The sequence below is a fragment of the Celeribacter baekdonensis genome, from assembly GCF_003047105.1.
Classification (GTDB): Bacteria; Pseudomonadota; Alphaproteobacteria; order Rhodobacterales; family Rhodobacteraceae; genus Celeribacter; species Celeribacter baekdonensis_B.
Window position 1 is genome coordinate 2,340,357 of sequence record NZ_CP028475.1, and the last position, 18,923, is coordinate 2,359,279.

General features: G+C 57.7%; 25 protein-coding genes. 5 read left to right on the forward strand and 20 right to left on the reverse strand.

The genetic code is table 11. From position 1 onward, the window contains the following. Window positions 1–14: 14 nt before the first annotated feature. The 8 genes from acpS to folK form a co-directional block, all read right to left on the reverse strand. The gene (gene acpS, locus DA792_RS15160; protein WP_107720740.1) at window positions 15–419 is read right to left on the reverse strand and encodes a holo-ACP synthase; all 405 of its coding nucleotides are present in this window, start codon (window positions 417–419) and stop codon (window positions 15–17) included. Beyond that, on the reverse strand, window positions 416–880 hold the full coding sequence (locus tag DA792_RS15165; RefSeq protein ID WP_107720742.1) for a hypothetical protein: 465 nt from the start codon (window positions 878–880) through the stop codon (window positions 416–418). Before DA792_RS15165 ends, acpS begins: the two co-directional genes overlap by 4 nt. A 1-nt stretch (window position 881) precedes the next feature. Next, window positions 882–1,505, reverse strand: a complete 624-nt coding sequence (locus DA792_RS15170) for a LysE family translocator (protein WP_107720744.1) — start codon at window positions 1,503–1,505, stop codon at window positions 882–884. Next, window positions 1,502–2,263 (reverse strand): pyridoxine 5'-phosphate synthase, encoded by a 762-nt coding sequence (locus tag DA792_RS15175; RefSeq protein ID WP_107720746.1) that lies wholly within the window; start codon window positions 2,261–2,263, stop codon window positions 1,502–1,504. Before DA792_RS15175 ends, DA792_RS15170 begins: the two co-directional genes overlap by 4 nt. Window positions 2,264–2,362: 99 nt before the next feature. Beyond that, complete coding sequence (locus DA792_RS15180; RefSeq protein WP_107720748.1) at window positions 2,363–3,019, reverse strand: DUF2062 domain-containing protein; 657 nt, start codon at window positions 3,017–3,019, stop codon at window positions 2,363–2,365. A gap of 23 nt (window positions 3,020–3,042) precedes the next feature. Then, the gene (locus DA792_RS15185) at window positions 3,043–5,160 is read right to left on the reverse strand and encodes a RelA/SpoT family protein (RefSeq protein ID WP_107720750.1); all 2,118 of its coding nucleotides are present in this window, start codon (window positions 5,158–5,160) and stop codon (window positions 3,043–3,045) included. Window positions 5,161–5,199: 39 nt separating this feature from the next. Next, entirely contained in the window at window positions 5,200–5,553 is a 354-nt protein-coding gene (rpoZ, locus tag DA792_RS15190; RefSeq protein ID WP_009569925.1) for a DNA-directed RNA polymerase subunit omega, read from the reverse strand. 81 nt (window positions 5,554–5,634) lie between these two features. After that, window positions 5,635–6,246, reverse strand: coding sequence for a 2-amino-4-hydroxy-6-hydroxymethyldihydropteridine diphosphokinase (gene folK / locus DA792_RS15195; RefSeq protein WP_254679267.1), 612 nt, complete (start codon window positions 6,244–6,246; stop codon window positions 5,635–5,637). Between the two features lie 135 nt (window positions 6,247–6,381). Here folK and DA792_RS15200 point away from each other — a divergent pair, with 135 nt between their 5' ends. From DA792_RS15200 to DA792_RS15215, 4 genes are all read left to right on the forward strand, one after another. Beyond that, complete coding sequence (locus DA792_RS15200; RefSeq protein WP_107720755.1) at window positions 6,382–6,942, forward strand: LabA-like NYN domain-containing protein; 561 nt, start codon at window positions 6,382–6,384, stop codon at window positions 6,940–6,942. Window positions 6,943–7,084: 142 nt separating this feature from the next. After that, window positions 7,085–8,035 carry a 4-hydroxy-3-methylbut-2-enyl diphosphate reductase gene (gene ispH / locus DA792_RS15205; protein WP_107720757.1) on the forward strand — a complete coding sequence of 317 codons (951 nt, stop codon included), beginning with the start codon at window positions 7,085–7,087 and terminating at the stop codon, window positions 8,033–8,035. 67 nt (window positions 8,036–8,102) lie between these two features. After that, a complete protein-coding gene (gene rnhA / locus DA792_RS15210; RefSeq protein ID WP_107720760.1) occupies window positions 8,103–8,564 on the forward strand; it encodes a ribonuclease HI in 462 nt (153 codons plus the stop codon). Next, window positions 8,561–9,184 (forward strand): trimeric intracellular cation channel family protein, encoded by a 624-nt coding sequence (locus DA792_RS15215; RefSeq protein WP_107720762.1) that lies wholly within the window; start codon window positions 8,561–8,563, stop codon window positions 9,182–9,184. The genes rnhA and DA792_RS15215 overlap by 4 nt, the downstream gene beginning before the upstream one ends. Here DA792_RS15215 and DA792_RS22285 read toward each other — a convergent pair. Genes DA792_RS22285 through def (DA792_RS15240) form a run of 6 tightly spaced genes read right to left on the reverse strand, consistent with a single transcriptional unit; the run spans window position 9,181 to window position 11,994 of the window. Beyond that, window positions 9,181–9,318, reverse strand: coding sequence for a hypothetical protein (locus DA792_RS22285; protein WP_159075287.1), 138 nt, complete (start codon window positions 9,316–9,318; stop codon window positions 9,181–9,183). The two genes, DA792_RS15215 and DA792_RS22285, sit on opposite strands and share 4 nt — an antisense overlap. Window positions 9,319–9,330: 12 nt before the next feature. Continuing rightward, window positions 9,331–9,570 carry a hypothetical protein gene (locus tag DA792_RS15220; RefSeq protein WP_107720764.1) on the reverse strand — a complete coding sequence of 80 codons (240 nt, stop codon included), beginning with the start codon at window positions 9,568–9,570 and terminating at the stop codon, window positions 9,331–9,333. A gap of 9 nt (window positions 9,571–9,579) precedes the next feature. Further along, window positions 9,580–10,485 (reverse strand): methionyl-tRNA formyltransferase, encoded by a 906-nt coding sequence (fmt, locus tag DA792_RS15225; RefSeq protein ID WP_107720766.1) that lies wholly within the window; start codon window positions 10,483–10,485, stop codon window positions 9,580–9,582. Beyond that, window positions 10,482–10,985, reverse strand: coding sequence for a peptide deformylase (gene def / locus DA792_RS15230; RefSeq protein ID WP_107720768.1), 504 nt, complete (start codon window positions 10,983–10,985; stop codon window positions 10,482–10,484). Before def (DA792_RS15230) ends, fmt begins: the two co-directional genes overlap by 4 nt. Then, the gene (gene def / locus DA792_RS15235; protein ID WP_107720770.1) at window positions 10,982–11,473 is read right to left on the reverse strand and encodes a peptide deformylase; all 492 of its coding nucleotides are present in this window, start codon (window positions 11,471–11,473) and stop codon (window positions 10,982–10,984) included. Before def (DA792_RS15235) ends, def (DA792_RS15230) begins: the two co-directional genes overlap by 4 nt. Then, window positions 11,473–11,994 carry a peptide deformylase gene (def, locus tag DA792_RS15240; RefSeq protein WP_107720772.1) on the reverse strand — a complete coding sequence of 174 codons (522 nt, stop codon included), beginning with the start codon at window positions 11,992–11,994 and terminating at the stop codon, window positions 11,473–11,475. Before def (DA792_RS15240) ends, def (DA792_RS15235) begins: the two co-directional genes overlap by 1 nt. A gap of 135 nt (window positions 11,995–12,129) precedes the next feature. On the opposite strand from def (DA792_RS15240), the gene DA792_RS15245 reads away from it, so the two are divergent. Continuing rightward, window positions 12,130–13,314, forward strand: a complete 1,185-nt coding sequence (locus DA792_RS15245) for a MalY/PatB family protein (protein WP_107720774.1) — start codon at window positions 12,130–12,132, stop codon at window positions 13,312–13,314. Here the strand turns inward: DA792_RS15245 and DA792_RS15250 are convergent. The 6 genes from DA792_RS15250 to DA792_RS15275 form a co-directional block, all read right to left on the reverse strand. Next, on the reverse strand, window positions 13,308–13,661 hold the full coding sequence (locus DA792_RS15250; RefSeq protein WP_107722726.1) for a hypothetical protein: 354 nt from the start codon (window positions 13,659–13,661) through the stop codon (window positions 13,308–13,310). The genes DA792_RS15245 and DA792_RS15250 overlap by 7 nt on opposite strands. A 125-nt stretch (window positions 13,662–13,786) precedes the next feature. Continuing rightward, on the reverse strand, window positions 13,787–14,554 hold the full coding sequence (cobM, locus tag DA792_RS15255) for a precorrin-4 C(11)-methyltransferase (protein WP_107720776.1): 768 nt from the start codon (window positions 14,552–14,554) through the stop codon (window positions 13,787–13,789). Continuing rightward, window positions 14,551–16,365, reverse strand: coding sequence for a precorrin-3B C(17)-methyltransferase (gene cobJ / locus DA792_RS15260; protein ID WP_107720777.1), 1,815 nt, complete (start codon window positions 16,363–16,365; stop codon window positions 14,551–14,553). Before cobJ ends, cobM begins: the two co-directional genes overlap by 4 nt. Next, complete coding sequence (gene cobI / locus DA792_RS15265; protein ID WP_107720780.1) at window positions 16,356–17,072, reverse strand: precorrin-2 C(20)-methyltransferase; 717 nt, start codon at window positions 17,070–17,072, stop codon at window positions 16,356–16,358. The genes cobJ and cobI overlap by 10 nt, the downstream gene beginning before the upstream one ends. After that, entirely contained in the window at window positions 17,069–18,283 is a 1,215-nt protein-coding gene (cbiE, locus tag DA792_RS15270; protein WP_107720782.1) for a precorrin-6y C5,15-methyltransferase (decarboxylating) subunit CbiE, read from the reverse strand. Before cbiE ends, cobI begins: the two co-directional genes overlap by 4 nt. After that, entirely contained in the window at window positions 18,280–18,918 is a 639-nt protein-coding gene (locus DA792_RS15275; RefSeq protein ID WP_199908073.1) for a precorrin-8X methylmutase, read from the reverse strand. Before DA792_RS15275 ends, cbiE begins: the two co-directional genes overlap by 4 nt. Window positions 18,919–18,923: the final 5 nt, after the last annotated feature.

Sequence of the window (18,923 nt, forward strand, 5' to 3'; positions counted from 1 at the left end):
AGCTTTAGAGGCGCTCACAGCCCGGTCGGGCGCGCCTCGATCACCACAAAGGCCTGCGCCCAAGGGTGATCATCGGTCAACGTGACATGGATGATTGCCTCATGACCCGACGGGGTCATCGCCTCTAACCGCTCTTTGGCCCACCCTGTGACCTCCATCACCGGCTGCCCAGAGGCAAGGTTTTTGACCGCCATGTCTTTCCATGAAATGCCCATGGCGAGCCCCGTCCCCAAGGCTTTGGAACAGGCTTCTTTGGCGGCCCAGCGTTTGGCATAGGTGCCCGCAACGTCGCGACGACGTTCGGCTTTGTGTTGTTCCGCCTCCGTAAACACGCGGTTTTTAAATCGGTCGCCAAAGCGGGCCAAAGTACCGGAAATCCGGTCAATATTGGCAAGGTCCGTGCCAATCCCGAGGATCATTTCGGAGCCTCAAACACTGTGGCGATCTCGCCCGTGGCTTGGTTCAGCGCAAAACTCAGCCGGCCCATTTTGGCCGGACCGTCCTCGGGGTCATAAAGGCGGGCAGGCATCATGAACAACAGCCCGGTTGACGGCTCATAATCGGCCTCAAGGGCGGCAAAATCTACCGCCTCAAACCCGCTCCCCGCCGCATCGGCAGAAATGACGCGGCATTGCCGCCCACCGACCTCGTCAAACGGCGGCGACAGGACCAAAATGTGAAACGCAGCCGCCGCCGGTTCAATCGTGTCCAAAAGCGCAAGCCGCACCGCACCATTGGCAAAGGTCCGGGCATTTTCACCCCAAGGCTCAACCACAGAGCCAGCCGAGGCGCGCCAGTCACAGGGCGTGACCTCCTGTGCCTGAGCCGTGATCGGCAAGGCCGCGATGAGAAGCGCCAAAATTCCTCGGAGACCCGTCATGTCACACCACTTTCGCTGTCAAAACTTTGAGGGCGGCAAAGCCAAACAAAGCGGCAAATGCGCCTTCAAACACCCGATGAAGCCGCAAATAACCCCGCGCGATCAAGCGGGTCGAAAACGCAAAAGCCATGGCGGACATCACCGTGAACGACACCGCCAGACAAGACGCGCCGACTTGCACAAGCGCGATGGGTTCCGCGCCGTCGGGAATCACGACCGCAAACAACGCGCCCCAAAACAGGATGGCTTTCGGGTTCATGACGTGGATGGTTAGACCCCTGAGAAAGGACACACGCAGCGGCTCATCTACGGCACGCACCTTGGCCTCGCTTTTTGACATCGCGGATCGTGCCGATTTAATGGCGAGGATCAAAAGATACCCGGCCCCAACATAGCGCAGCGCGTCGAGCAGCCACGCATGGGCCATCATCGCCGCACCAAGACCGAAGCCCGCAAGGGTGGCCCAAAACAACGACCCGCACCACACGCCGGTGGACACGGCAAAGCCATTGGCGCGCCCGCCGCCCATAGCGGCCCCGACGATGGCCAAGATCGCTGGCCCCGGAGAGCCGACGGCAATCGCCCAGCCCAGCAAAATCGGCCAGAGGTCAGAAAACGGGATCACGCAGACACCTCAAGACGCGCCGCATCCATCAACCGCCGCATTTCGGCAATCGCCGGTTTGATGCCACGGAAAATCGCCTCGCCAATAAGAAAATGGCCGATGTTCAGTTCGACAATCTGCGGTAAGGCGGCAATCGGAGCAACGGTGTCATAGGTCAAACCGTGGCCCGCATGGACCTCCAGACCCAAATCCGCCGCAAACGCGGCCATTTCGGTGAGACGTTTCAGCTCCTCATCACGCGCAGCAAAATCGCCCTCTGCATGGAGGTCGCAATAGGCCCCGGTGTGCAATTCGACCACGGCGGCCCCAATCCGATGCGCGGCCTCAATTTGGCGTTTGTCCGCCGCGATAAAGATCGACACACGACAGCCCGCGTCCCGCAAAGGTGCAATGAAATGAGCCAATTTGTTTTCTTCGCGCGCGACTTCAAGCCCGCCTTCGGTGGTCCGTTCTTCGCGTTTTTCAGGGACGATACAAACCGCATGAGGTTTGTGGCGCAGCGCAATGGATTGCATCTCATCGGTCGCGGCCATTTCGAAATTCAGCGGCACAGAGAGCGCTGCGACAAGGCGTTCGATGTCATCGTCGGTGATGTGGCGGCGGTCTTCGCGCAGATGCGCCGTGATCCCATCGGCGCCCGCCTCTTCGGCCAGCTTTGCCGCTCGGATCGGGTCCGGATAAGCCGAGCCACGCGCATTGCGCACGGTGGCCACATGGTCAATGTTCATCCCAAGACGCAGCACGCTTGTCGCAGTCATATTCAGTGTCCTTGACGGTTTATTCAGGTTGCGGCTGACAATACCGCGCCTGCGTCGAAAGAAAACCGCGAATTCTTGATCACACCGATCACATCCTGTTCACACCTTATTCGGCGGACCCTTTTTGGCGGCGGCCTTTTTGCGCCGGAGTTCCTCTAGCTTGGCCTTCAAGCGCCCGCGCCGGCTTTTCTGATAGGCGGCAATCATTGGCAAAGTGACGTAATAGGCCGCCAAACCCGCAACGATCCCCGGCAAAATTCCCCCAACCAGATAGGGTAGAAAAATCTCGTGAAAGAACCGGATGAGCGCATCCCAATTGGTGTCACGTTCGGTGAAGAGCGCCAAAAAGTTTTGCCAGAAATCATCAGCGGCATCAAAAAATTTACCGACCAAAGAACGCTCCGCCTCGTGATCAAACCGCGTGCCCAAGATGAAATGTCCCATCTTCATCGAGATCACGCCAATCGGAACATAGGTCAACGGATTGCCGACAAAGGTGGCCAGCAAGGCGGCAATCACATTGCCACGGCTGAGCTTGGCAATCGCGTAGGCGATGAAAAAGTGAAGTCCAAAGAATGGGGTAAACACGGTAAACACCCCCGCGAACACGCCGCGCGCAATTTTATGCGGCGTGTCTGGCAGGCGATGCAGACGATGTTGAAGATAGCGCGCCGCGCGGGACCATCCGCCTTTCGGCCAGATCACCTGCGACAGCCATTTCAATGGCGTCAGTTTTTCCCGGCGCTTGAAGACCACATCATCCCCCGTGGATCTCGTGTTTAGGGCTTTCTGGTCAAATCCCTGTACCGCCGAACGCGCGCAACGTCGCTTTCGGCCTCAAGTGCAAGCATAACAGCATGAAGATGTTCTACGTCTCGCAGATCGACATCTACAATCAAACGGTAAAAGTCCGGTTTGCGATCAAGAAATTGCAAATCCGAGATATTGGCCTTTTGTTCGGCGATTAAGGTGCAAATTTTGCCCAAAACGCCCGTATCATTCGAAATCGTAATGTCGAGTGATACGGTATGTTCCGCGGCATGGGGGCCGGCATGCCATTGCAAATCCACCCAGCGCCCCGTTTCCGTCTCCAGCTCCTCAAGCGCCGGGCAATCAATCGCGTGAATCACCACACCCTTGCCGCGATAGGTGATGCCAACGATGCGCTCACCGGGCACCGGTTGGCAGCATCGCGCACGATTGTAGCTTTCGCCCTCAGAAAGGCCCAAAACCGCACGTTTGGAATCAATCGCGCCGCTGGTGCGCACCAATTCCGGGTAAACCGCGCGAACCACATCGGAGGCCGCCAATTCAGCCGAGCCAAGCCGCGCCAAAAGCTCTTGGGCGCTGACCAACGACATTTGTTTCGCCGCCGTCGCCAGTGCCTTTTCGGAGGATTTTTTGCCAACGTGATCAAAGGCCACGCGCGCCAATTCCCGGCCCAATTTGATGAACCGTTCGCGGTCTTCTTCGCGCAGAGATTTGCGGATCGCGGCCTTGGCACGTCCGGTCACGACAATGTCGATCCACGTGGCTTGCGGGCGCTGCCCTTCGGCGGTGAGAATTTCGACCGACTGACCGTTTTTCAACCGGGTCCAAAGCGGCACACGAATGCCGTCCACCTTGGCACCGACACAGCTGTTCCCAATCCGAGTGTGGATCGCGTAAGCATAGTCAAGCGGCGTCGCGCCTTTCGGTAAGGACACCACCTCGCCTTTGGGCGTGAAGGTAAACACCTTATCCGAATACATTTCGAGTTTGACGTGTTCGAGAAACTCGGAGTGGTCTTCAGCGTTTTCAAACCGCTCGGTGAGCTGCGCCAACCATTTGGCCGGATCGACCGCAAACGGGTTTTTGGCCCGCACACCATCGCGATAGGACCAATGCGCCGCCACGCCAGACTCGGCCACTTCGTGCATTTGCCGGGTGCGAATTTGCACCTCAACCCGTTTGCCATCGCGGCCCGACACGGTGGTGTGGATCGAACGATAGCCGTTGGATTTCGGCTGAGAGATATAGTCTTTGAACCGGGTTGGTACAGCCCGCCAACGTTGGTGGATCACGCCCAAAACGCGGTAACAATCGCCCTCGGAACGGGTGATGACGCGAAAACCGTAAATGTCTGACAAGCGGGAGAAACTTTGTTGTTTCTCCTCCATTTTACGCCAGATCGAATAGGGCTTTTTGGCGCGACCAAACACGTCCGCCTCAATGCCCTCTTTTTCAAGCTCGGCACGGATGTCATTGGTGATTTTATGGATCACATCGCCGGTCTCGCGTTGCAGCGTGATAAAGCGGCGAATGATCGAATTGCGCGCTTCTGGGTTGATCACGCGAAAGCTGAGATCTTCCAATTCTTCGCGCATCCATTGCATACCCATCCGGCCCGCAAGCGGTGCATAGATGTCCATGGTTTCGCGCGCTTTTTGCAGCTGCTTTTCGGGGCGCATGGATTTGATCGTGCGCATGTTGTGCAAGCGATCGGCGAGTTTGACCAAAATGACGCGCAGGTCTTTCGACATCGCCATAAACAGTTTGCGAAAGTTTTCCGCCTGTTTGGTCTCAGAACTGGACAGTTGCAGATTGGTGAGTTTCGTCACCCCATCGACCAACTCGGCCACATCGGTGCCGAATTTGCGCTCGACCTCACTGTAGGTCGATTTGGTGTCCTCAATCGTGTCATGCAACAGGGCGGTAATGATGGTGGCATCATCAAGCGCCTGTTCGGTCAGGATCGCGGCAACAGCAACAGGATGAGTGAAATACGGCTCGCCCGAACGGCGGAACTGCCCCTCATGCATCTCACGCCCGTAGGCGTAAGCCTCCCGGATGAGATCGGCGTTTGTTTTTGGGTTATAGTTACGGACCAGAGCGATCAGGTCTTCGACGTCGATCATTTCGGTCCGCAAACTCCTTTGAGGGGCGCCATAGCGCCCTTAGTTCTGACCCTGTGCTTCCATCAAGGCGCGCAGGAGCTTCTCTTCGGACATGTCGTCTTCGACCGGCTTGTCCTGTTCTTGGCCCATGAGCAGAGCCATTTGATCGTCTTCCGGCTCGTCGACCTCGATCTGGGTCTGTTGGCTTTCGATCATCCGCTCGCGCAGCGCGTCGGCGGACTGAGTTTCCTCAGCGATCTCACGCAGAGCCACAACCGGGTTTTTGTCGTTGTCACGATCCACGGTCAACGCAGAGCCAGCCGCAACCTCACGCGCACGGTGAGCTGCAAGCATCACAAGCTCGAAACGGTTCGGGACTTTGTCGACGCAATCTTCAACTGTGACGCGGGCCATGTGGATCTCCAATCGTTGGACGGATGGGTACAAAGGCCCTATTTAGGCGCAAGGCTTCCCATTGACAAGCGCCCTCTCCCCTTAATTCACGGGGATTTCAAGGCCCGATTGCGCTTTTACCTCGGTTTTTTCCGCATCAGGCAAAGCGTCAATCATCTCGGCTACGGTTTTTCCGCTCAACGGGTGCACCCAATCGGGTGCCAAATCGGCAAAGGGAATCAGCATAAATGCCCGATCTTGGATGCGCGGATGCGGCAGGATCAATGTCTCAGGCGCTTGCGTGGTCTGGGCGCTCATCGGCAAATCAATCCAGCGCTGGACGGTTGTCACATCCGGGCGCACCTTGCCCTCCATTGCCATCAGATCAAGATCAATCGACCGCCCCGCCCACCGCGTTTTGCGCACCCGACCATGCCGGGCCTCAATCTCATGCAACAGGCTCAGGAGCGCTTCTGGCGTCAACACCGTCTCGACTTCAATTGCAAAATTGATGTAAGATGGACCGGCACCGGCAGGAAAGCACGGCGTCTCAAAAACCCGACTCGCCCCCCTGACAGCCACCCCCATGTCGCGCAGGTCCTGCACCGCTGAGAACAGCGTTTCGACCGGCTCGCCCGTTTCCGAGGGCAAATTGGCACCAAATGCAACCCATGCGCGTATTTTCGCGTATTTTTCATCAACATCTCGCGACACGATCACCGCCACCCTATATTTTTAGACAAGTTCATATTTGATGCGTTTCGTACTACTGACAGCACCAGAAAGCCACGAACACTTGGTCGCCCATTCGGGAAGGCCCAACAAAAAACAACCCAAAAGGACCTTTTGATGTTTTACAAAGATGAACGACTTGCCTTGTTCATCGATGGATCGAATCTCTATGCGGCCGCCAAGTCGCTGGGTTTCGATATCGATTACAAACTTCTCCGACAGGAATTCATGCGCCGCGGCAAACTTCTGCGTGCGTTTTATTACACCGCTCTGCTCGAAAACGATGAGTATTCTCCGATCCGGCCGCTGGTCGATTGGTTGAATTACAACGGTTTCACCATGGTGACCAAACCCGCTAAGGAATTCACCGATTCCATGGGGCGTCGCAAAATCAAAGGCAACATGGACATCGAACTGGCAGTCGATGCAATGGAACTTGCCCCCCGAGTGGATCATATTGTGATCTTCTCTGGCGATGGCGATTTCCGTCCCTTGGTCGAAAGCCTGCAACGCCAAGGCGTGCGCGTCTCCGTGGTCTCAACCATTCGTTCGCAACCACCAATGATTGCCGACGAACTGCGCCGTCAGGCCGATAATTTCATCGAACTTGAAGAGCTGCGCAATGTGATCGGCCGTCCGGCGCGCGAACCGCGCGAAGAAGGCAACTTCGACGAATAACCCCCTCATTTCCTCGTTGCACATCATCATGGCCCGGACAGATGTTCGGGCCATTTCTATTCAGGCAATTGCCATCGACGCGCTCCGAAACATTGCACCCGCGCCCATTTCGCCCTACCTCTTGTGACAACAGGAGCGCGCCATGACCAAACCCTCGTTGACCCTTTACCTTGCAGCCCCTCGTGGCTTTTGCGCCGGCGTTGATCGCGCCATTAAAATCGTCGAACTGGCGATAGAAAAATGGGGCGCGCCTGTCTATGTGCGCCACGAGATCGTTCACAACAAATTCGTCGTCGATAGCCTGCGCGACAAAGGGGCGGTCTTTGTCGAAGAGTTGGAAGATTGCCCCGATGACCGCCCGGTGATTTTTTCCGCCCATGGCGTGCCCAAAGCCGTGCCCGCCGAAGCCGCCAAACGCGAGATGGTCTATGTCGACGCCACCTGTCCGCTGGTGTCCAAGGTCCATATCGAAGCCGAACGCCATTTCGAGGCTGGACTTCAAATGGTGATGATTGGCCATGCCGGTCACCCGGAAACCATCGGCACCATGGGGCAATTGCCAGAGGGCGAAGTGCTTTTGGTCGAAACGCCGGGAGATGTGGCCGGGCTGTCTGTGCGTGACGGCGAAAAACTGGCCTTTATCACCCAGACCACATTGTCGGTCGATGACACTGTGGATGTGATCAACGCTCTGCGCGCGCGGTTTCCAAACATCATCGGCCCGCACAAAGAAGACATCTGTTACGCCACCACCAATCGGCAAGCGGCGGTGAAAGCCATTTCATCACATATAGACGCTCTTTTGGTCATTGGTGCGCCCAATAGTTCAAATAGCAAACGTTTGGTCGAGGTCGGATCTGCCAATGGCTGTGCCTATTCTCAGCTTGTCCAACGCGCCACCGACATTGATTGGCGCGCTCTGGCGGGCATCCAATCCGTCGGCATCACCGCTGGTGCCTCCGCGCCTGAGCTTTTGGTCAACGAGGTGATCGACGCCTTCAAAACCCGCTATGACGTCACGGTTGAACTGGTCGAAACCGCACAGGAAAACGTCGAATTCAAAGTCCCGCGCGTGTTGCGAGAGCTTGCATGATCCGCTAATGAGGCGCTCCCGCAATGGCCCTTTGCGCGTCCCCTGAGACCTCACGAAAAGGAACGACATGCCCGAAATTCACGCTTGGACCGATGGTGCCTGCTCTGGAAATCCCGGCCCTGGCGGTTGGGGTGTGGTGATGCGGGCGATGGACGGGGATACGATCGTCAAGGAACGTGAGCTGAAAGGCGGCGAACCCGATACCACGAACAACCGGATGGAGCTTTTGGCCGCGATCAATGCACTCGAAACCCTGACGCGCCCGACCGACATCACCATCACCACGGACAGCGCCTATGTCAAAAATGGCGTAACGGGTTGGATTCATGGTTGGAAACGCAACGGTTGGAAAACCGCCAACAAAAAGCCAGTTAAAAACGTCGATCTGTGGCAACGCATTGATGCGGCGCAACACACACACAACGTGACGTGGAAATGGATCAAAGGCCACGCGGGGCATGCCGAAAACGAACAGGCCGACGAGCTTGCCCGCGCCGGGATGGCCCCATTTAAGAAAGCCGCGAAATGAGCGTTCTTTCCGCCCTCGATTACACCTCAGTCATCGTCTTCGCGATTTCCGGCGCTTTGGCCGCATCGCGAGCCCAGCTCGACATCGTCGGTTTTTCCTTTGTCGCCTGTTTGACGGCGGTCGGCGGCGGCACGATCCGGGATGTATTGCTCAACCGAGACGCGGTGTTTTGGATCGCTGATCCCACGTACATTCTGATCGCCACGCTGATTGCCACCGTGGTGTTTTTCACCGCGCATCTGTTTGAAAGCCGTCTCAAAGCCCTGATGTGGGCTGATGCGATTGCTCTTGGCGTGGCGGTGGCCGCAGGCGCAGGTGTGGCGCTTAAACTGGGTCAGCCACCGGTGATCATTGCCCTGATGGGGGTGGCCACCGGGTGTTTTGGCGGTTTGATGCGCGATGTGGTCTGTAACGAAGTGCCGCTGATTTTGACCCAAGGCGAGCTTTATGCCTCGGCAGCTTTGGCCGGGGCGATCGCGATGATCACCGCATCCTATTTGGATTTTACACCCATTTATTCTTATATTTCATGCGCTGTTTTGACATTCGGCCTACGCGCCGGAAGCCTAATGTTTGGCTGGTCCCTGCCCGTCTATAAATCCCGCCCGCCGCGCGCTTAGGCTTTGATGTACCAGGTTGCCGCAATGCCGATGCAACAGACGACAAACCACCCGCCGGGGCGGAACATCAGCCAAAGACAAAGGCCAAATAACAGCCGAAACACCATCCCGGGAATCGCCAAAAGCCCAAACATGCCACTCTCCTATCACCGCCTGCGCCAATGGGTCGGCACAATGATCAGCGCGCCGAGTGAGGAGACGATGGCATTCACGCCGGGTGGATTTAACCCGATGCCGAACATCAGCTTAAGGAAATAGGCCAAAAACGCTCCGCCAATGCAGATGATGATCGAGGGCAGGTAGCCGTTATTGGTAAATCCCGTTTTTTCAACAGCATATCCAACGATACCCGCGATGAACACTGTGCCGATCAGAACTGGAAACATCGGGTGACCTCACGCAAAATGGCTGCCTTTTGGGACATCCATCCCTTTGAGGATGTCACTCACTGGCATAGCACGTTTCCCTTCGCGCTGCGCGGTGAGAATTGCGACAGCGCCATCACCGCAGGCAATGGTGAACCTGTCTATCACCTCACCGGGACGGCCCGCACCATCGACCAACCGTGAGGCGTGAAATTTGATCCGCTCACCTGCATAGTCCGCCCAAGCCCCCGGAAAGGGGGACAGCCCGCGAATTTGGCGGTCAATCTCGGTGGCGGGACGGGTCCAGTCGATTTTAGCCTCGGATTTGTCGATCTTTTTGGCGTAGGTCACGCCCTCGGCGGGCTGCGACACAGCGCTCAGTTCAGGCAACGTTGACAGCGCCTCAACAATCGCAGCCGCCCCCATGTCCGAAAGCCTATCATGCAGGCTTGCCGTCGTATCCGCCGCCGAAATCAACGTTTCACGACGCAATAGCACTGGGCCGGTGTCGAGCCCCGCCTCCATCTGCATGATGCAAACGCCCGTCGTGGTATCGCCTGCCAAAATCGCCCGATGGATCGGCGCGGCCCCGCGCCACCGCGGCAGGAGCGAGGCGTGAATGTTCAAACAACCCTGTTTCGGCGCGTCTAAAATGCTCTGTGGAAGCAACAGACCATAGGCCACGACCACAGCAATATCGGCGTTGAGCGCGGCGAATTCGGCGACATCTTCGGGGTCTTTGAAATTGACCGGATGACGGACCGGCAAGCCCAAGCCTTCGGCCCGTGCCTGAACCGGCGTCGGACGATCCTTTTTCCCCCGCCCTGCCGGGCGCGGCGGTTGGCAATAGACGCACGCAATCTCATGCCCCGCATCCACCAACGCCTCAAGCACGGGCACCGAAAACTCCGGCGACCCCATAAAGATCACCCTCATTTCATCGCCCCCGCTTTTTTCGCCTTTTTCAAAAACATTTGGCGTTTCACAGGCTTGAGATGGTCGAAATACATTTTGCCATTCAAGTGGTCGATCTGATGTTGCACCGACGTGGCCCAAAGATGCACGAAATCGCGCTCCTCGATCTCCCCAGCCTCATTGAGAAACTGCACCGTCACTGCGCGCGGACGCGTGACAACGGCAGACATGCCCGGCAGGTTGGGCGAGGCTTCTTCGTGGTCACGCGGCTGCACCGAAGCATGAAGCACCTTTGGGTTGGCCATACGCACGGCCTTGCCACGCTCGTCCGAACAATCAACCACGGCAAGTTGCATCATCACCCCGATTTGTGGCCCGGCCAAGCCATAGCCCGGCATCGCATCCATGGTCTCGATCATATCGTCCCAGATCAGGCGGATCTCGTCGGTGATCTCCGCCACCGGCGGCACCACGGTTTTCAGACGGGTGTCGGGATAGGGGATAAACGGGCGCTGGGTCATAGATATGCGGCCTCCAAATGCGCACGGGCTTTGGCATCAAGACGATCGAAATGCACACGGCCATTGAGGTGATCGAATTCGTGTTGGGCGATCCGGGCTTCGGCCCCATCCATTTCACGCAAATATGTCGCGCCGGTCAAATCCGTCCAGCGGATTGTGATCCGCGTGGGTCTTGTCACCGGCGCGTCCACGCCGGGAATGGACAGGCAGGCCTCGTCCATCTCAATGCTCTCATCGGAGTGAGAGAGGATCTCGGGATTGATCATGACGAGGGGAGATTTGATGCCCTCTTTCCACGTCGCATCCATGACGAACAGCCGCAGCATCGCGCCAATTTGGGGGCCAGCCAAGCCACGACCGGGGGCGGCATACATAGTGTCCAACATATCCGCCGCCAGCTTGCGGATGTCATCCGTAATCTGATCGACCGGGGCACAAAGCGTGCTGAGTCGCGCATCCGGCCAAAGCAAAATGTCCAAAACGGCCATCAGGCCCGCGTCCGATCTCGTTTAAGCTTTTGCATTTTGCGGGTGATCATCTGACGTTTGAGTGGCTTGAGATAATCAATGAACAAAATGCCATCTAGGTGGTCGATTTCATGCTGAACACAGGTCGCCCAAAGCGCATCGAATTCCTCTTCATGCGCTTTGCCTTCGACATCAAGCCAACTCACGCGCACGCTTTTCGGCCGTTCCACGTCAGCATATTGACCGGGAATCGACAGGCAGCCCTCTTCGTAGACGTTCTTTTCCTCACTCGACCAAGTCACCGCCGGGTTCACCAAAACCATCGGTTCAGGCGTGCCATTGGCCTCCTTGACGCAATCCATCACCAACATGCGTTTGGTCAAACCAACCTGCGGCGCGGCAAGGCCAATGCCCGGCGCCTCATACATGGTCTGCAACATATCGTCGGCAAACCGGGCCAAGTCGCGGTCGAACTCGGTCACAGGGTCACAGACCTTTTTCAGGCGCGGGTCGGGGTGGATGAGGATCGGTTTCAGGGTCATGAATATGCATTTAGAGAATGCCTGCGCGCCGTGCAACTGTGCGGCGCACGAATGTGCAAGTCTCCTGCGCGATAAAATCGCCTTTACCTCACGCCTGACCCCAGTACGTTGGCATAAATAGCAATGAGGATTGCGATGACGCACTACAGTTTTGACACGATGTACGACCGCGTTGCAACACGATCGAGCAAATGGACCATGACACACGCGGCCCTTGGTATTCCCCCCTCGCCTGATGTACTGCCGATGTGGGTGGCGGATATGGATTTTAAGGCCCCTGACTTCATCACAGAGGCGGTGCATGCCTTGGCGGATGCAGGTGATTTCGGCTATTTCGCCCATATCGACAGTATGTTTGAAGCCGTGCAATGGTGGATAAAGACCCGGCACGCTTGGGACATCGACACCGATTGGATCACAGCCACCGCCAGCCTTGGCAACGCCATCGCCTTTTCCATTCAGACCTGGACCGAGCCGGGTGATGCGGTGGCGATCTTCACCCCTGTCTATCATGAATTCGCGTCAAAAATTGCCCGCAATGGCCGCACGGTCACGGAATTGCCTCTCAGTGTGACCGAAGCCGGGCTTTTGCCGGATTTCGACGCCTTCGATGCGCTTATGACGGGGCGGGAAAAAATCCTACTTCTGTCCTCACCGCACAATCCGGCTGGCCACGTTTGGACCCGCAAAGAGTTGCGCCAGATTGTTGATTTTTGTGCGCGCCATGATCTTTTATTGGTCTCCGACGAGGTCCATCACGACCTGATCCTGACCGGGCACAGCCATACGCCGACGGCTTTGGTGGCACCAGAGTATGCATCCCGCCTGGTCACCATGACATCGGCCTCAAAAACCTTTTCCATTGCGGGAACCCGTTTGGGTTGTGTCACCATTTCAGATCCGGTTTTGCGTCGCGAATTCCGCAACACAGTTCACAAAGCCGACCTTGCGCCCAACCTTTTAGGAACGGTCCTGACACGCGCCTGCTTGTCTGAAAAAGGGGCGAAATGGGTCGATGCACTCACCCTCTACCTCTCCGAGAATGCCAGGATTTTTGCGAACGGCATCGCGGACCTTCCCGGCCTGTCCCACGTCCAACTTGAAGGCACCTACCTTGCATGGGTCGATTTTTCTGGCACCGGAATGGAGGCATCGGAGATTTGGCGTCGCGTGACGGAGGAGGCCAAAATTGCTCCCAGCCCCGGCGCACCCTTCGGCACAGGCGGGGAACTTGGGCTGCGCTTTAACTTAGGGACACAAGCCGCGCGCGTCACGGAGGCCGTATCTCGCCTAAAATCCGCCTTCAGTGATCTTCAATGAAAACTCGGTAAAAGCGCGACCGGGGCGTCATCGGCCCGGTCGTAATCCAAAGGCGGCTTATCAGTTGCAAGTGTCGCGCGTTTGAAATCAAAACTCATCTCGTGACCATCTTCTTGCGCGGCCACAATCAGTGCCTGATAGAGGTGCTTTGAGCCATCATAAACGTCCACAAGCCCCCGCAAATGCGTGGAATTTTCACGGTCAAGCGCAAACCCTGTCTCCCAAGACCGCAGGATCGGATAGGTCGCATCGCCCACACGCACCCGCAAGCGAGAGCGGCGTTTCAGCTTGGCCTTACGTGCCTGTTCAAGTCCCTCAAGGACCTCTTTGGGCAGAAAATCAGACATCTCAAACCTCCCGAGCGTTTCACCGGATGAGTGATAGTCCAATGATGGGCCAAGATTGGTTTCGGTCAAGTTAACCCTAACGGCAGATGACATCCTGTCCCCAAGAGTCACCAGATTGCCGCAGTTTACGGTGCCACCTTAGGCCGCAGCACATGCGGCATTTTAGGATCATAGAGCGCACTGTCTTTGAAATCTGCGACCTCCCCCAAGGCTGGCCCAACAAGGATCAACGCCGTGCGGGTGATTTTCGCCTCACGGGCTTTTTCGCGAATGTCGCTCAACGCGCCACGGATCAACATCTGATCCGGCCAGCCGACGCGATACGCAACAACAACGGGACAGTCCGCGCCGTAATAGGGCACCAATTGCCGCTCAATTTCACGCAGATTGCGAATGCCCAAATGGATCGCCAAAGTCGCGCCGGTTTTGGCGAAATTCTCAAGCGTCTCGCCCGCAGGCATCGAGGTGGATTTCATCGACACACGGGTCAGGATGATGCTCTGCGCGATCTCCGGGATGGTCAACTCCTGCCCTAAAGCGGCGGCGGCGGCAGCATAGGCGGGCACACCGGGAATGATCTCATAGTCAATCCCATCAGCACGCAAACGGCGAATTTGTTCGGCAATCGCACCGTACAAAGAAGGGTCTCCACTGTGCACTCGTGCAACATTTAAGCCTTTTTCATGTGCTATTTTGATTTCGGCATGAGTGTCATCCAACGTCATCGGCGCCGTATCCAAAACCCGCGCGCTCTCCGGGGCGCAGGCCACAACTTCGGCAGGGACCAAAGACCCTGCATAGAGACAAACCTGGCATTCACCGATGATCCGCTCGGCCTTTTTGGTCAATAGCTCCGGGTCGCCCGGCCCCGCACCAATAAAGAAAACAGTCATGCGAGGTCTCCATCAATTTTGCGCGCATAGCCACGCGGCGTGTACATGCGCGGGCCTTCGCCAAGCTGGGCAAGGCGAGAATTGGACGAGCCGATCAACACCACCGTGAGCATATCGACCTCATCCACTTGCAAGTCTTTCAAGCGTCGGTAACGGACATATTCTGTCGGACGCCCAAGGTTCGACGCCAACATCACCGGCGTGTCAGCCGGGCGGTGTTGGAGCAAAATATCCCGCGCTTCTGCCAAAAGCGTGCGCCGCTTTTTCGACACCGGGTTGTAAAAGGCAATGACAAAATCGCCCTCTGCCGCCGCCCTAAGACGGCGGATAATATCCGCGCGTGGGGTTAAAAGATCCGACAAAGAGATGGCACAGAAATCATGCCCCAAAGGGGCGCCCGCACGCGCAGCGGCCCCTTGCAGCGCCGAAACACCCGGCGAACACATCACCTCAACCCTGTGCGCGGCGTCTGATACGCCATGCTCATTCGGCCCGCGATCCAACAGCTCAAACACCAGCGCGCCCATGGCATAAATGCCCGCATCGCCCGAACACACGAGCGCAACGTTTTTGCCCTTGGCGGCCTGTTCCAAGGCATAGCGACACCGATCTTCTTCGCCGCCCAGCGGGAAATCAGAGCGGATTTTTCCCACGGCCAGAGGCCCCAAAAGATCAATATAAAGGCCATAACCGACAAGTTCTTCGGCCTCTGCGACAAGTTTGGATACTTCCGGCGTGCGCCATGCCGCCTGCCCCGGACCAATACCAACCACGGACAAACGCCCACGCGGACGGCCATTGAGCGCGGTGATCACGTCAGTCGAGATCGCCAAGGACGTCGTAGCCATCGCGCTTTTGATCTTTGGTTCGGCCAACGTCACTGACGCGCCGCCACAGGCCAGTGCGGCGTTTTCGGCCACGCCATGGGTGCCGATTTCCGCAAACACCACCTCCGAAGTGGTGGCACATCGCGGCGTCTCGACCTCAAGCTCTGCCGCTGTGAACAGGCGCAGCGGAACGTCAAAGGTTTTCGCCAAGGCCAGGATCGCCGGTTCATCCGCTTTCACATCCACCGTCGCAATCGCGGCCAGTGCCTTGGGCGAGATATCGGCCTTTTGCAACAACGCGCCAACCAGATCGGCAAGCTCTTTGGGCGGGCAATTGCGCGAACACCCGACCCCGAGGACATAGCGTTGCGGATGGTACACAAGCGTTGTGTCATTGGGCGCAGACATCTCCCGAACGGTACAGATCAACTCCGCCCCCTCAGCCAGCGGAACATCTGCCAACCACGCAGCTTTGCCCGCCTCATCGCCCGTTACAGATGCGCCACCATGGGCCAACATCGCGGCCATGGTCGATTTCGCGGCGTCCGGATTGCCCAAACGCCACCCCATCGGCGGCTCGTCCAAAGCGATGCCCAACGACACGTCGCCCGCCGTCGTGATCGCTGCCTGGGACTCCAACGCCTGCGCGATGTCCAGCGCCAGTCGATTGGCCCCACGATGCCCGCCCAAAAGCGGAACGACCACAGAGCCATCGTCAGAGACCGAAATCACCGGCGGCTCCGTCTTTTTGTCCGAGAGCAAAGGGGCAACGGCGCGGATCAGGATGCCAGAGGCGCACACGCCAATCACCGGAATGCCCGCCGCAAACAGCGTGCGAACATGATCTAACGCATTGGGAAAGCTGATCTTTGCCTCTGTGCGTCCCTCGCGCCCATGGAGTTCAAAACCAAAGGCAACGGCAATGCGGGCGGCGGTTTTTTCGCCAGATGCGTTGAGTGCGATGACAACCGGGCTCACAGCCATGGGTCGGCCCCTTTCACGATGAGGATCATAGAAAAATACGGCGCCTTTTCGGGCGCTTTTGAGAGTGGCAGGACCACTTCATGAGGCGTGGAGGCCCGTTCGATATAGACGGCTTTCTCCGTCAGGCCCGCCGCATCAATGGCTGCACGCACACGGGCGAAATGGCGGCCGAGTTTCATCACCACAAGCGTGTCAGCGCTGTGCAACACATCCATGGAGTGTCCACGGTCCAAACGCCCGACAAGTTCCGGCGCAGGCAGGATGGTGACCACCTCATTGCGCGCCGCCATCGGCATTCCGGCGACCGCAGCACAAGTGGTCACAGAGGTCACGCCGGGCACAACCTCAACCGCATAGTCACGTTTGAGGCGGGCGAACAGATACATGAACGAGCCGTAGAAAAACGGATCGCCCTCACACAGGACAACCACATCCTCGCCAGCATCCAAGGCAGATCGGATCGCATCAGCCCCGATGTCATACGCGGCCTGTGCGGGCGCGCGATCCACCGTCATTGGCACATCCATGACAATCTCGCGCGTGCCTTCCGTGATGTAATCCGCCGCAATCGAGCGGGCAAAAGACTCGCCGCCCGCTAAGGTCGGATAGGCGATCACTTTGGCCTCACCAATCAGGCGGGCGGCTTTGAGCGTCATCAGTTCCGGGTCGCCGGGGCCAAGGCCGATGCCATAGACAGTCCCGCTCATAGGGCGCGCCCTCCTTTGGTCAGGCTCCATTGTGTGACGGGCATGAACGGTTTCCAGCCCGAAAGAGTGCCCACAGGTTTGGCACGAGACACCGCCATGCGGGTCAGTTCGCCGCCAAATTCGCTGCGCAGCGCAATCAACATCGCCTCGCCTTCAAGCGTCACTGCATTGGCAACCAACCGTCCAAATGGGGCGAGAGCATTCCATGCGGTCTCAAACACCGCACGCGTCAAACCGCCGCCAATGAACACCGCATCAGGTGACGACAGATCGGCCAGGCCTTTGGGGGCGGTTGCATCAATCAGTTTGAGACCGGGCGCACCAAGGGCCAGCGCATTTTGCACCGCCAAGGCTCGACGATCAGCGCGGCATTCGATCCCGATGGCACGGGCATCCCGCGCCGCGCGCATCCATTCAATTGCAACCGAGCCAGAGCCACAGCCAATGTCCCAAAGCAATGCACCACGCCTTGGCGCGAGTTTGGCCAGAGTGACAACACGGACCTCTTGTTTGGTCATATTACCGTCAGAGACAAAGGCGCTGTCCGGCAAGCCGAAGCGCGGCAAAGGCGTTGCGCCCGCCTCAGCGATGCACTCGACCGCGAGGGTGTGAAAGTCAGGCACATCATGGGACCAGTTTGAGGCCATGCCATCAAAGCGGACCTCGTCCGTGCCTCCCATATGCGCCAAAACACTCAAACGCGAGGGGCCAAATCCACGATCTATCAAAATAGTAGATATTTCTATTGGTGTTTCTTGGCCTTTTGTCAAAATGAGCAATTTTTGACCGGAACCAAGAAAGGGAATGATTTGCTCCGCCGGGCGCCCATGCACAGTCAGTGTTTCCACATCCGCAAGCGACCAGCCCATGCGAGCAGAGGCGAGTTGAAAGGCGGAAAGCTGTGGGTGATACAAGATTTCAGCCGGGTCAATCTCGTGACCGATGCGCGCACCAACCGAATACCAAAGCGGATCGCCTGTTGCGAGCACGACCACGCGACGCCCCCGCAGAGCAATCAACTCGTCAATCAAGGCGTTGAACGGCGAGGGCCACGCCCGGCGTTGGCCGGTAAGAGTAGGGGTCAGCGCATGGTGACGCTCCGCGCCAAAAACCACCTCTGCCTCCTCAATCACACTGCGCGTGGCGGCGCTCAAGCTCTCCAACCCATCGTCACCGATCCCGATGATGTGAAGCCATTTCGGCATGTTCATTCGCCGATCTCCGGCAGGCCTACGGCCAGTGCATTCACCGCCGCCGAGGCGATGGCCGACCCACCGCGACGGCCCCGCAAAGCCACAAAATCGCATCCACGAGGGTTGCCTGCCAGCTCGGCTTTGGATTCCGCGGCACCAACAAATCCCACAGGAAACCCGAGGATCACGGCGGGTTTGGGCGCGCCTTGATCAATCAATTCCAACAGATGAAACAGCGCGGTCGGGGCATTGCCAATGGCAACAACTGCGCCTTTCAGATGCGGTTCCCACAACTCAACAGCAGCAGCGGAGCGGGTGTTGCCGATCTCTTTGGCGCGCTCGGGCGTGCGCGGATCATTGAGGGTGACGATCACCTGATTGTCGGCGGGAAGGTAGCGCCGGATGATGCCCGCGCCGACCATTTCGCAATCGCACAAGATCGGCGCACCCGCCATCAAAGCCGCGTGACCCACCGCATAGGCACCGGGCGAAAAGGCCAAACGATCCGCAACCTCAACCATACCGCAGGCATGGATCAGGCGGATCGCAAGGCGTTCCATTCCGGCATCAAACCGATCCAGCCGCGCCTCTTTACGCACGGTGGCAAAACTTTGGGCATAGATCGACTGCGGATCTTTCTCGTAGGGGCGCACCGGAA